Origin of the sequence: Streptomyces sp. NBC_01433 (assembly GCF_026340105.1) — a bacterium.
GTDB lineage: Bacteria > Actinomycetota > Actinomycetes > Streptomycetales > Streptomycetaceae > Streptomyces.
Map to the genome: position 1 here is coordinate 3,599,261 of NZ_JAPEPM010000001.1, position 13,711 is coordinate 3,612,971.

Annotated in this window: 7 protein-coding genes; 2 read left to right on the forward strand and 5 right to left on the reverse strand. The window is 72.5% G+C overall.

Translation table 11 applies throughout. The features are described from left to right. Positions 1–89: 89 nt before the first annotated feature. The 5 genes from OG413_RS16305 to OG413_RS16325 all read right to left on the reverse strand — a co-directional run bounded on the left by OG413_RS16305 (position 90) and on the right by OG413_RS16325 (position 10,107). Positions 90–2,327 carry a bifunctional glycosyltransferase family 2 protein/CDP-glycerol:glycerophosphate glycerophosphotransferase gene (locus OG413_RS16305; protein ID WP_266806260.1) on the reverse strand — a complete coding sequence of 746 codons (2,238 nt, stop codon included), beginning with the start codon at positions 2,325–2,327 and terminating at the stop codon, positions 90–92. Between the two features lie 162 nt (positions 2,328–2,489). After that, positions 2,490–3,371: a carbohydrate ABC transporter permease gene (locus tag OG413_RS16310; RefSeq protein WP_266806262.1), complete on the reverse strand. Its 882-nt coding sequence runs from the start codon at positions 3,369–3,371 to the stop codon at positions 2,490–2,492. Between the two features lie 100 nt (positions 3,372–3,471). Continuing rightward, positions 3,472–4,845, reverse strand: coding sequence for a carbohydrate ABC transporter permease (locus OG413_RS16315; protein ID WP_266810190.1), 1,374 nt, complete (start codon positions 4,843–4,845; stop codon positions 3,472–3,474). Between the two features lie 4 nt (positions 4,846–4,849). After that, positions 4,850–6,214 carry an ABC transporter substrate-binding protein gene (locus OG413_RS16320; protein ID WP_266806263.1) on the reverse strand — a complete coding sequence of 455 codons (1,365 nt, stop codon included), beginning with the start codon at positions 6,212–6,214 and terminating at the stop codon, positions 4,850–4,852. Positions 6,215–6,396: 182 nt separating this feature from the next. Then, on the reverse strand, positions 6,397–10,107 hold the full coding sequence (locus OG413_RS16325; protein ID WP_266806264.1) for an FHA domain-containing protein: 3,711 nt from the start codon (positions 10,105–10,107) through the stop codon (positions 6,397–6,399). 502 nt (positions 10,108–10,609) lie between these two features. Here OG413_RS16325 and OG413_RS16330 point away from each other — a divergent pair. Further along, positions 10,610–12,307 (forward strand): serine/threonine-protein kinase, encoded by a 1,698-nt coding sequence (locus OG413_RS16330; protein WP_266806265.1) that lies wholly within the window; start codon positions 10,610–10,612, stop codon positions 12,305–12,307. A 146-nt stretch (positions 12,308–12,453) separates the two neighbouring features. Beyond that, on the forward strand, positions 12,454–13,698 hold the full coding sequence (locus OG413_RS16335) for a serine/threonine-protein kinase (protein WP_266806267.1): 1,245 nt from the start codon (positions 12,454–12,456) through the stop codon (positions 13,696–13,698). Positions 13,699–13,711 lie beyond the last annotated feature (13 nt).

Consider the following 13,711-nt stretch of genomic DNA (forward strand, 5'->3'; position numbering starts at 1 on the left):
GGAGGCGCCAGGAGAAGGCACCAGGGGAGAGGCACCAGGAGGAGACGGCGGCCGGAAGGGCCCGGCGGCCGTCGGGGTGCGGGCCCCCCTCAGTTGCTGAGGAACTCCCGGGCCGTCCCCTGCGCGGGCACCCCTCGGCTCGCGGGCCGCCGCTGCTTGACCGGCACCGGCAGCGGCAGTCCGGCCGTCTCGCCCAGGAAGACCCGCCGCACCACCCGCTCGGCGGCGTACCCGTCGTCGTACGGACAGAACCTCGCCCGGAACGCCGCCCGCAGCTCGGCGGAGCGGGCGCCGCGCCAGTGGTCCGTGGAGAAGACGTCGAACAGCTCGTCCTGGCTGTGCGCCACGATGCCGGGCGGGAAGGAGGGCAGGTCGAAGTAGGTGCCGCGGGCCGCCTCGTACGCCTGGCTGTCGTCGAGATGGATGACGACCGGCCGGTCCAGATTGACGTAGTCGAACATCAGCGACGAGTAGTCCGTGATGAGCGCGTCCGAGGCGAGGGCGAGCGTCTCGACCGACGGATGGCCGGTGACGTCGATGATCCGCGGATGCGCGGTACGGCTGCCCGCCGGGGCGGGGCCGTACAGATAGTGCGAGCGGGTCAGGATCACGAACTTCGGTCCCAGGACCCGCAGGAGCCGTTCCAGGTCGAGGGCGGGGTGCTGGGCGAGCCGGTAGTCGCGGTGCGTCGGGGCGTACAGCAGGGCCGTGCTGCCCGCCGGGACCGACAGCGACTCGCGCAGCCGGGCCACCTGGGACGCGCTCGTACGGTGGTAGGCGTCGTTGCGCGGGGAGCCGTACTCCAGAGTCGTGTACGCGGACGGGTAGGTCCGCTCCCACACGAGCGTGGAGTGCCGGTTGGCCGACAGGGAGAAGTCCCACTTGTCGGTGTTGCGCAGCAGTTGCTCGAAGTCCGTGCCGCGGGCCGCCGCCGGACGGTCCAGGAGATCGGTGCCCATGGTCTTCAGCGGGGTCCCGTGGTGGGTCTGCAGCAGGATCTGGCCGCGCCGCTTCACCAGCCGCCGGTCGAAGTTGACGTTGTTCACGAGGTACTTCGAGCGGGCGAGCGCCGTCCAGTAGCCGAAGGTGCCCGGGGCGAGCCTGCGGGTGGCGGTCGGCACGGTGTGGGCGTCGGCGGGACGGCAGATCCAGGCGGTCCGCAGCCCCGGGACCAGCTCGCGGGCCTTCGCCTCGATGGCCGCCGGGCTGCACGCGTACCCACGGTTCCAGTAGGCGGCGAACACCGCGTCCCGGGGCCGGACCGGCAGCCGCAACTGAACGCGGTAGTGCGCCTGGAGCACGGCCCCGCGCACCACCCGGCGCACGGCCGCCGAGCCCCTCCGCAGCCTGCCGCGCAGCCGCTGCGCAGCCCACAGCGTCCGGTACGTGCGGTGGGCGCCGAGCCGGAACAGGCCGTGCCGCAGCCGGGCGCGGCGCGGCACGGGGGCGCCGGGGGTGCGGTAGCGGTGGCAGTGTTCGCGGGCGCGGCGGAAGAACGCGGCGCGGCTGCCGCGCGGCAGCCTGCCGTGCGAGGTGAACAGCGTGGAGAAGTGGTCGAGCATCCGGCGGAACATCACCGGCCGCCACACGGCGAGTTCGGGGCGCGCGTCGATGAACGCGAAGACCCGGTCGTACTGGTCGAAGACGTCGAAGTGCCGCTCGCTGGTGGTGGAGAGGATGTTGCCTCGGCGCCGCTGCCGGTAGGAGACGCAGATCCGGTCCAGGACCGCGATCGACCCGGCGGCCATCAGCACCGGATAGGTCCAGGGCGTGTCCTCGTAGTAGCCGGGCGGGAAGGTGAAGCCCTCCGCCCGGACGAACTCGCGGCGGTACGCCTTGTTCCAGACCACCATCAGGACCTTGAGCAGCTCGGGGCGGTCGGCGAGCCGGAAGGAGGCGGGGCCGCTCTCGGCGAGGGGGGCGGGGTACGCGTTGCGGACGCGCTCGCCCGACCAGTACGTACGCGCGTAGTCGTAGACCAGCACATCGGGTCCGCCGGTCGCGTCGAGCCGGTCGGCGATGGCCTGCAGGGACTCCGGTTCGAGCGTGTCATCGCCGTCGAGGAAGAGCAGGTAGTCCCCGGTGGCCCGGGAGACACCGGCGTTGCGGGCCGGTCCCAGACCGGCGTTGCGGGGCAGATGGAGCGCGGTGACGCGGTGGTCCCGGCCGCTGTACTCGTCGGCGATCGGACCGCAGGCGTCCGGTGAGCAGTCGTCCACCACGATGATCTCGTAGTCCTTGAAGGACTGGTTCAGCACGGAGTCCAGGCACTCGTGCAGATACGCCTGGACCCGGTACGCGGGGACGATGACACTGAACCGGGGCACTACACATCCAGGGGTCGTTCGCGGGGTTGCAGGTGGCCCGCAAACGGCCGAAGGAGTGACCTGGTTACGCCATACGCGGCATTCGGGGGACGAGCACGGCGAAGCGGCCCGGTTCCGGGGAACCGGGCCGCTCCGTGTTGACGTACAGCCGTGCGGGGGAGGTTACTTCACCGCGCCCGCCATGACGCCGGAGACGAACTGCCGCTGGAAGGCGAAGAACACGGCCAGCGGGATCACCATCGACACGAAGGCGCCGGGCGCCAGCACGTCGATGTTGTTGCCGAACTGGCGTACCTGCTGCTGCAGGGCGACGGTGATCGGCGGCGAATCGGAGTCCGCGAAGATCAGCGCGACCAGCATGTCGTTCCACACCCACAGGAACTGGAAGATGCCGAGCGAGGCGATCGCCGGTCCGCCCAGCGGCATCACGACCCGGGTGAACAGCCGTATCTCGCCCGCCCCGTCGAGCCGTGCGGCCTCCAGCAGTTCGCGAGGGATCTCCGCGAAGAAGTTCCGCAGGAGGAAGATCGCGAACGGCAGGCCGAAGGCCGTGTGGAACAGGACCACGCCCAGCGTCGTCTCGAAGATCCCGATGGTGCCGAAGAGTTCGGACACCGGGATCAGGGCGACCTGTACCGGCACCACCAGCAGCCCGACGACCAGCAGGAACCACCAGTCGCGGCCGGGGAAGTCCATCCAGGCGAAGGCGTATCCGGCCAGCGAGCCGATCACCACCACCAGGACGGTGGACGGCACCGTGATCATCACCGTGCTGAACAGGGAGTCGGTGATCGTCGAATTGTCCAGCAGGCGCTGGTAGTTGTCGAAGGTCATCTCGGACGGGGCGGTGAAGACCTTCCACCAGCCGGTCGCCGCGATGTCGTCCGCCCCGCGCAGCGAGGAGAGCAGCAGGCCGATCGTCGGCATCAGCCAGAACAGGGCCACCAGCAGGAGGAAGACCCGCATGACGCCGCCGCCCGCACGCGTCGCCAGCCGCGCGCCGAGGGACTGCTTCTTCTTCACGGCCGTGGTTGTCCCGCTCATCGGCGCCCCTCCTTCCGTATCCGGCGGATATTGCTGTGTTCTCCCGGGGGACAACCCCCGTACCCCCGGCCGGGGGGCGGTGTCAGGTCGGCCGGACCCTTCATCGGCGCCCCTCCTTCCGTATCCGGCGGATGTTGAACAGCATCACCGGGATGACCAGCAGCAACAGCAGTACGGCGATGGCGCTGCCGATGCCCAGGTCCGCGTCCGTGCCGAACGAGGACCGGTACAGCTGGAGCGCCAGCACATTCGCGTCGTCCTGGGAGGAGCCCGGCGCGATGATGAAGACCAGGTCGAAGACCTTCAGGACGTTGATCATCAGCGTGACCAGCACCACCGCGAGGACCGGGGCGAGCATCGGCACGGTGATCCGGCGGAACACCTGCCACTCGTTGGCACCGTCCACCCGCGCCGCTTCGAGGAGTTCGCGCGGCAGTCCCGCCAGGCCCGCCGCGATGAGCACCATCGCGAACCCGGCCCACATCCATACGTAACTGCCGATGATCCCGGGCGTCACCAGGGACGGGCCGAGCCAGTCGACACCGTTGTACGGCTCCCTGAAGTTGTCCGCCGGGAGCCTGAGTTGGGCCCCGTCGGCCGAGGCGGGCAGTGTGAACACGCCGTTCGCTCCGGCTGTCGCGGAGGCGATGACCTTGCCGTCCTTGACCGCTTCGACCTTGATGCCCTTGAGGCCGAGCTCCTTCGGGTCGACGACATTGGGTTTGCCGCCGCCGCCCCGGGTGAAGTCCAGCCAGGCGGTTCCGGTTATCTCCCCGCCAGACGCCGTGGGCGCCTTCGCGGGCTGTGCGTCGCCCGGCATCTTCGCCGGGGCCACGCCGACCAGCGGCAGCAACGCCGGCTCGCCGGCCCGTACCGGGTCCTTCGTGATGAACGACCCGCCGCCGCCCGGCTTCAGCGGGTGCACGGGCAGCGGATGCGCCTTCGGGAAGCCCGCCGACTCGTTGAACGTGTCGTGCACTCCGACCCATACGGCGTTGGCGACACCGCGCTCCGGGGCCTGGTCGTACACCAGACGGAAGATGATGCCCGCGGCGAGCATCGAGATCGCCATCGGCATGAAGACGATCAGCTTGAACGCCGTGCCCCAGCGGATGCGCTCGGTCAGCACCGCGAATATCAGCCCCAGCGCGGTGGAGACCGTCGGCGCGAGCACGACCCAGATCGCGTTGTTCTTCACCGCCGTGCGGATGGTGCCGTCCGAGAACAGCGCCTTGTAGTTGTCGAATCCGGCGAACGCGGTGCCCGCCTGGTCGAAGAACGACCGGTAGACGGAGTACACGATCGGATAGACCACGAGCGCGCCGAGCAGCACCAGAGCGGGCAGCAGGAACGCCGCCGCGAGGAGCCTGCGGGTACCGGTCACGCTCCGGCGCGGCTTGTCCGGTGGGGGGGTGTGTGGACTCTTGTCGGCGGAGGGCGCCGCTCCGGCGCCCCCCGCGGTAGCTGTCGTCACCACGTCAGCTCTTGTACGCCTTGGCCGCGTCGGACTCCAGTTTCGCCTGGGTCCCCGCGATGTCCTTCGGGTTCTTCAGGAAGTCCTGGAGGATCTTCCACTCGCCCTTCCCGGGCGTCCCGCCGAACGACTGCGGCGCCTGGTCGGACATGTCGAACCGGACGTCGTCACCGGCCGCGATCAGTGCCTCGGCCATCTTGCGCTGCACCTCGTTGGGGTACGCGCCGGCGTCCAGTCCCTTGTTCGGGGAGATGAACCCGCCCGCCTCGGCCCATATCCGCGCCGCGTCCGTCGAGGCCAGCCAGGTCAGCAGTGCCTGAGCGCCCTTGCTGTCCTTCAGGGCCACGGCCGCGTCGCCACCGGTGACCACGGGGGAGTCCGTGCCGACCGCCGGGAACGGGAACACCTTGGCGTCCGTACCGACCTTGGCCTTGGTCTGCGCGATGTTGATGGAGACGAAGTCGCCCTCGAAGACCATGGCGCCCTTGGGCTGGTCGCCACCGGTGAACGTCTGTGTGACGGACGCCGGGAACTCGGTCTGCAGCGCACCGTCGGCGCCGCCCGTGATCAGGTTCGGCTTGCCGAAGAGCTGGGCCAGCGTGGTGAGCGCGTCCTTCACGGACGGGTCGGTCCACTTGATCTCGTGCTTGGCGAGCTTGTCGTACTTCTCCGGGCCCGCCTGGGAGAGATAGACGTTCTCGAACCAGTCGGTGAGGGTCCAGCCGTCCGCGCCGCCGACCGAGACCGGGGTGACACCGGAGGCGGAAACGGTCTCGGCGGTGGCCAGGAAGTCCTTCCAGGTCTTCGGCTCACTCGCGCCCGCGTTCTCGAACGCCTTGGTGTTGTACCAGATCAGGGACTTGTTGGCGGCCTTGAAGTAGACGCCGTACTGGGTGCCGTCCACCGCGCCGAGGTCCTGCCAGACCTTCGCGTAGTTCTTGGCGAGCTGGGCCTTCGCCTCGGCGCCGACCGGCTTGGCCCACTTCTTCTGCACGGCCTGCTGGACCGCGCCGACCTGCGGGATCATCGCGACGTCCGGCGGCTGACCTCCGGCGATCTTCGTACCGAGGAAGTTGACGATCGGGTCCTGCGCCGGGACGAAGGTCACCGTCGCGCCCGTGCGCTTCTCGAACTCGTCCAGCACCTTGGTGAAGTTGGCCTGTTCCGGTCCGGTCCAGACCGCGGCGACCGAGATCTTCTCACCGTTCAGTTTCGGCAACGTGACGCTCGACGGGCTCTTGCTGCCCTTCGCGGGACCGTCGCCCGCTTTGTCCTTCCCGCCGTTGTCGTCACCGCAGCCGGTCAGCGCCAGTGCGCCTACCGCGGTGAACACCAGTGCGGCCCTACGTATCCGAAGGGTTGTGCCCATTACTGCCCCGTCTCTTCTGTACGCGCCCGACCACGTCTCTGTGCGCGGGCTACGTCGTCCGTGTCGACAGTCCTACGCCGGGCACACGGGTGCCGCAATACCGTCCGGGGTTCCAACCGCCCTATCGTTGCGGGCTCGTGACGTCGAATCGATGCAGGGGAGGGGGTGTTTCCGCCGCTTTTTCAGGAAGAGAACGGGATAAGCGGAGGGAGTCGTTCAGCGTTCACCGAACGGGCCGCGCGCTCCAGCGCGCTGGCGAGCAGCGCCAGGTCCGTCGGCCCGTTGCCGAGCTCCCGCAGCGGCCGGCGGGTGGGCGGATCACCCATCCGCTCCCACTCCAGCGGTACGACGGTGGGGCGCAGGGTCGCCGTGCGGGGGATGCGGCCCGTGACCCGGCCGCCCTGGAACGGGGTGACCCGGCCGTCCGGGTGTCCCAACCGCCCGCGTCCCGGCGCCGGTTCGTCCGGAGAGGGCGGCAGGACCGGCGCGTCGAGCACGATGCGCAGCCGGGCGCCGCGGGCCAGCTCGGTGTCCTCGGTGCGGTCCGGGCGGGCGGAGGTGGCGACCAGATGGACGCCGAGCCGTCCGCCGTCCCTGGCGACGGCCTCCAGCGCCCGTACGACGGAACCCGCGGCCGGTCGGCCGGGGCTGCCGAGCGCCGGGGCTACCAGGGCGTCGAAGTCGTCGGCGAGGACGACGAGCCGGGGCAGCGGGGAGGGGCCCGGCTCCATGGCCCGTGCGGCGGCGGGCGGCCGCAGCCGCAGGGTGCCGCTGGCGGGGGAGTCCAGATCGCCGCGCTGTTCGGCGGCGCTGGGCGGACGCTGGCCGACGAGCCGCTGCGAGACCTCGTGCTGTGCGTGCCACGCGGCGAAGTCCAGCGGTCCGAGCAGCTCGGCCCGCCGCTTCAGTTCACCGCCCAGGGCCTGCGCGAACTCGCGCATCCGTACGGGGTCCGATGCCATCAAGTGAGTGAACACGTGCGGGAGTTCCGTGCAGGGTCGCAGTCCTTCGCCACGCTCTCCGTGCTCGCCCGCGGCCCCGTCGACCAGCAGGATGCCGAGCCGGTCCGGGCGGGCGGCGGAGGCGAGCGAGGCGGCTACGGCCCGCAGCAGCTCGGTGCGCCCGCTGCCCGCCGGTCCCTCGATGAGGAGGTGCGGCCCTTCGTCGGCCAGATCGACGCTGAGGGCCCCGCGCGGCCCTGCCCCGAGCACGAGCACCGGCCGCCCGGCGTAGACGGCAGTGCCTGTCGCGGTCTGCTGAGCGGCGTGCGGTGCGGTCTGCTGGGCGGTCTGCGGTGCGGTCTGCTGTGCGGTGTGGGGTGAGGTCTGCGGGGCGGCGCTGCCGGGGTAGGGCGTGCGCCCCGAGCCTCGGGAGTCCGTACCCGGGTAGGGCGTGCGCCCGGCGCCACGGGTGTCGGTGCCGAAGTACGGGGTGTGGTCGGAGGCGGTGCCGGGATAAGGGGTGCGCCCCGAGCTGCGGGAGTCCGTGCCGGGGTACGGAGTACGCCCCGAGTTACGGGAGTCCGTGCCCGGATACGGCGTACCGCCCGAGCCTCGGCCGTCCGTGCCCGGATACGGAGTGCGTCCCGAGTCCGTCGGTTCCGGGGCGCGGGGATACGGGTCGTGGCCCGTGCGCTGGGCGCCCACGCGGGGGCCCGTACTGAGGGTGCGGCCCGAGCCCGGGGTGTCGACGTCCGACCGGGGCGCGGCGGCTGCGGGCCGGACCGTGGCGCCCGGCTGGCTCTCCGCCGTGGACGCCCAACGCGCCATCAGCGACGCCGGGGTGGCGCGGGCGAGCCCCAGCTCGTCGAGCAACCGGGCGGACGGTGGCAGGGCCGCTGCCGTCGGGCGGCCCGGCAGTGCGGCCGAGCCCTCGTCGCGCAACGGCGCCAGGGCCCGCCCGAACCGCTCGGCCCAGGCGGCCGACACCGCGTCCACCGCGGCGACGGTGCCATGCCCCGCGACCTGTCCGCCCGCCGTGCGCAGCAACCGCAGCGCCGTCGCCACGTCGCCGCTCAGCATGGCCACCGCCCCGCACTCGCGGAAGGCGATCGAGGCCTGGCACGCGGTCTCGTAGGTCGCGGTGACCGGCGAGGTGGGCGACGCGGCCGGAGTCTCGGCGAGGCAGATGAGATGGATTCCGGCGGCCGCCCCCGCACCGGCCAGCCTGGCCGTGGTCTCGCGGAGCACTGAGGAACCGGGGTCGCCGTCGACGATCACCACGGTGTGCGGACCCGTATGGGCGCGGGCGGCCTCGGCCACCGCGGACCGGTCCATGCTCGGCCAGCCGGGGCCGAGCGGGCCCTCGTCCAGGCGGCGGACCAGCTCCGCCGTGCGGGCCATGGCCTGCTCACGGTCGTACGCGAGGAGGAGCCGGCAGTCCTGGCCGTGCGTCGGGCGCAGATGCGGCAGCCACCCCAGCCAGGCCCACTCCCGCCGCCGCTCGTCCGCGGAACGGGCCCGGTCCGTGCTGATCAGCACGATCTCCAGGTCGAACGGGGAGTGCAGCGCGGCGAGCTGCGCCACGGTCGAGCGGGCCAGACCCGCCAGCCGTTCACGCGGCCCGGCGAGGCCGAGCGAACCGGCCTCCCGCAGCCCCACGGTCACCGGCACGGCGGGGAGGTCGGCCCGGTCGGTCGTCCCCAGCCGCACCACGAGCGCCTCCGGGTGCGCGGCGTCGCGCTCCCACAGCCGGGGGCCGGGGCCGAGCGCGGTCAGCAGCACGGCCGCCGGATCCGGCCAGGTCCCCGCGGGCGCGGAGGAGAAGGGAGAGGGGGAGGAGGAAGAAGGGGAGGACGGGGAGAAAGAGGAGGGAGCGGGGAATGCGGGGTGCCCGCCGTGGGAGGACTGCCCCGCGTGCGAGGACCGCGCCCAGTCCGGGGAGTCGGGTGCCTGTCTCCCCGGTGCGCCCGCGTCCGGGTCCTGTGCCGGATCGCCCTTGCCGCCCGTGAGCCGCCGGGCCCAGGCGCCTATGCCGCCGCGCCGGGGCGCCTCGCTCTCGCCGTACCGGGCGCCGCCCGCGTGCGTGGAGTGGTGCCGGGCGGTGTCCTGCCCGTCCCCGTGGGCCCCGCCGTCCCGTTCGGCGTCCGGCCGGTAGGCGTCGTGCCCCTGCGGCCCGGGATCACCATGGGAGGGGGCCTGGCTGTACGTGTGCCCGGAGCCGTACGGGTCCTCGTCGCCGAAACCGCCCGCGGTGCCCGCGAAGCCGCCTCCGGCCGCGGGGCCGCCCTCCGGAGCGTCGGGTTCCGCCCGCGCCACCCGCAGGTGCCCCTCGCCGTCCGGCGCGGTCGCCAGGGTCGCCGTACGGGTGCCCGCGGTGAGCCGGAGGGTCGATTCGCCGAGCCGCAGCAGTGCGCCCGGGAGGAGCGGGACCGGGCGGTCGCGGACTTCCGTACCGTCCAGCGAGGTGCCGTTCGTGGAGCCCAGGTCGGCGACCGAGACCCGGCCGTCCTCGGAGACCGTCACCGCGCAGTGCAGCCGGGACACGTCCGGGTCGTCGAGCGGGACGTCCGCGTGGGCCGAGCGGCCGATCCGGATCTGCCCGCCGTGCAGCAGGTGGACGCCGCCCGCGTCGGGGCCCGCGACCACATGCAGCTGCGCGGGGACGGCGTCGTCGGCCGCCTCGTCCTCACCTGGCATCTGGAGCGAGAGCACCGCGCCGTCCACCAGGGGCGGATCGCCCAGGGCGATGCGGTGCGCGTCGAGCCGCTCCCGTCCGGCGAACAGCACTACCGCTCCGCCGCCCAGAGAGCTGTCGGGCCCCGAGACGGCCGCTGCCAGGCCGGAGGCGACGGCGGCGAGCGCCGTCCCGGCCGGGGCGGTGACGAGCACGTCGCAGGCGCGTGCCGGGGTCTGGCCGCTGCGCGGCGCGAGGACGGTCAGCCGGATCTGCATCGCCGTCAGCGGTCCCTTCTGCGCGGGGTGCCCGGCAGGGGAAACGCCCTGTGATGTCCCCCCGGCCGGCACGGACGCGTCGTCCGGTACAGGTCGACACGGACCGCGAGGTTCCCGACCCCTTGGTTCCGTGCTGGAAGGCATCCTCGCACCTGCCACTGACAACACGCCCGGGGGCCACCTTCAAATGATCTTGAATGGCTGAGTGTGGACGTAAAAATGCCTGCTTGGGTCCGGTTCGAGCCGTCCGGGGAGTTCTCGGGCGCACACGGGACACGTTCGTAGAACGTCTGTTCGGCAACCATCTGTCCACTGTGTGCGTCTTCCTCCGGACACGGCAGGACATCTGCCAGGACACCCGCCATCACAGCTTGACGGCGCGGCGGGACCAAGACCGGAAGACGACCGGCCGGTGCCGGCTTCGACGGCACTAGAGTGGGCCGGAACATCCGGGCGGGCCCGGGGGGACCGCCAGCACCACGATCAGCAGGGAGCGCATGACGTGCGGCCGGTAGGCAGCAAGTACCTGCTCGAGGAGCCGCTCGGACGCGGCGCCACGGGCACCGTCTGGCGAGCCCGCCAGCGGGAGACCGCGGGCGCCGAGGCGGCCGTCGCGGGTCAGCCCGGCGAGACCGTGGCGATCAAGGTCCTCAAGGAGGAGCTCGCCAACGACGCCGATGTGGTGATGCGGTTCCTGCGGGAGCGCTCCGTGCTGCTGCGGCTCACCCACCCGAACATCGTGCGCACCCGCGACCTCGTCGTCGAGGGTGATCTCCTCGCCCTGGTGATGGATCTCATCGACGGTCCCGACCTGCACCGGTATCTGCGCGAGAACGGCCCGCTCACCCCGGTCGCCGCCGCACTGCTCACCGCCCAGATCGCGGACGCGCTCGCCGCCAGCCACGCCGACGGCGTCGTCCACCGCGACCTCAAGCCCGCCAACGTGCTGGTCGACGAGCGCGACGGCCAGATGCACCCGATGCTCACCGACTTCGGCATCGCGCGCCTCGCCGACTCCCCGGGGCTGACCCGGACCCACGAGTTCGTCGGCACCCCCGCCTACGTGGCGCCCGAGTCCGCCGAGGGCCGCCCGCAGACCTCCGCCGTGGACATCTACGGCGCGGGCATCCTGCTGTACGAACTGGTCACCGGACGCCCGCCGTTCGCCGGGGGCACCGCCCTCGAAGTCCTGCACCGGCACCTCAGCGAGGAGCCCCGCCGCCCCAGCACCGTCCCCGCACCGCTGTGGACGGTCATAGAGCGTTGCCTGAGCAAGGACCCCGACCGGCGGCCCAGCGCCGAGAACCTCGCCTGCGGACTGCGTACCGTCGCCGCGGGCATCGGCGTACACGCCAACTCGGCCCAGATCGCGGCCGCCGACGGCGTGGGCGCCCTGCTGGCCCCCGACCCGGCGCCCGCCGCGGTCCCGGAGACCCCCGGGGCGGCCGACCCCACGCAGATGCTGCCGGGCAACGCGGGTTCGTACGATCCCGCCGCCCCGACCAGCGTCATGCAGCAGACCTCCGGCCAGACCCCGGGACAGGGCGGCTTCGGCCAGGGGGGTGCGGGTGACGCCGACCCGACCTCGGTCATGCCGCCCGTACCGCAGCACCCCGCCGGCCCTCCGCAGCCCGACGGCCCGCACCCCTGGCAGGGGCAGCTCCAGGCCGCGCGTGACCGCAACGACCAGACGCAGGTCCAGTACCTCGACCCGGGGCAGGACCCGCTGCGCCGTCGGCCCCAGCGCCAGCAGCCGCCCCAGCAGCCTCCGCAGCGGCAGCAGGCGCCTCAGCACCAGCAGCGGCCTCAGCACCAGCAGTACCCGCCGCCGCAGCAGCCCCAGCGCTACCAGCAGCCGCAACGGCCTCAGCAACAGCAGTACGCGCCTCCGCAGCAACAGCAGTACGCGCCCCAGCAGCAGCAGCAGCCGCAGCCGCCGCCCCAGCAGCCGGCCGCGCCGCGTCAGCCGAGGCAGCGCGGCGCCAACCCCATGCGCATCCCGGGTCTCGGCTGCCTCAAGGGCTGCCTGTTCACTGTGGTGTTGCTGATCGTCGCGGGCTGGCTGATCTGGGAGCTGACACCGCTTCAGGACTGGGTCGCCCAGGGCAAGGGCTACTGGGAAGCGATCGGTGACGCGATCAGTACCGTGACCGGCTGGGTCTCGAAGATCGGCGACAGCTCCGGCAGCGGCGGCGCCTGAACAGCCAACTCTGTACCTTTGTCGACTTCTCCGGGCCTATTTGGTCCGGAGAAGTGAAGGTTGGCGCCATCCAGGGCACGCAACACCCCGAACGCCGCGTAACTTTGTCGACCGGGGGTCCAACGCCAGCCGCTGAGGGAGCAGTCTTGGCACGGAATATCGGCAGCCGGTACACCGCCCACCAGATCCTGGGGCGCGGCAGCGCCGGCACGGTGTGGCTCGGCGAGGGGCCCGAGGGCCCCGTCGCCATCAAGCTGCTCCGCGAGGACCTCGCGTCCGACCAGGAGCTCGTGGGCCGCTTCGTGCGGGAGCGCACCGCCCTGCTCGGGCTCGACCATCCCCAGGTGGTCGCCGTCCGCGACCTCGTCGTCGACGGCAACGACCTGGCCCTGGTCATGACGCTCGTACGCGGCACGGATCTGCGCACCCGCCTCGACCGCGAGCGCCGCCTCGCCCCCGAGGCCGCCGTCGCGATCATCGCGGACGTCGCCGACGGCCTCGCCGCCGCGCACGCCGCCGGGGTGGTCCACCGCGACGTCAAGCCGGAGAACATCCTGCTCGACATGGAGGGGCCGCTCGGCCCCGGCGGTTCGCACCCCGCCCTGCTCACCGACTTCGGCGTCGCCAAGCTGATCGACACCCCGAGCCGTACCAAGTCCACCAAGATCATCGGTACGCCGGACTATCTGGCCCCCGAGATCGTCGAGGGCCTCCCGCCGCGCGCCGCCGTGGACATCTACGCGCTCGCGACGGTGCTGTACGAACTCCTCGCCGGGTTCACGCCCTTCGGGGGCGGCCACCCCGGCGCGGTCCTGCGCCGCCATGTGACCGAGACGGTCGTCCCGCTCCCCGGCATCCCCGAGGAGCTCTGGCAGCTCCTGGTCCAGTGCCTGGCCAAGGCACCGGCCTCCCGGCTGCGTGCCTCGGAGCTCGCGCACCGGCTGCGCGAACTGCTTCCGCTGCTGGCGGGCATACCCCCGCTCGACGTGGACGAGCCGGACGCCGAGGAGACGGAACCCCAGGCGCCGGCCTACGACGAGCAGCAGTACACACCCGCCGAGGAGCCCCGCCGCCGCGGCGCCGTCCCGCTGGTCCCCGGCTCCGCGCCGGACTCCAACCGCGACACCCACACGAGCATGCGCGTCCCGGCCCCCGACGAGCTGGCGGGCGGCCCGCTGGGCACGGCCCGAGCCCCCCGGGCGCCGGGCCGCCCCCGCCCCGGATCGGCCCGCAACAAATCCGCCGCTGTCCGTAAGCGCCGCATCACGCTGGGCGCCGCCGCGGTCGCCCTGTGCGCGGCCGTCGCCGTGGGCGGCTGGCTGGCGGCGGGCGGCGACGACGCCGACGCGACCCCCCAGGACACCAAGAACTCGGCCCCCTCGTCCCCGTAGGGGCCGGTACGCC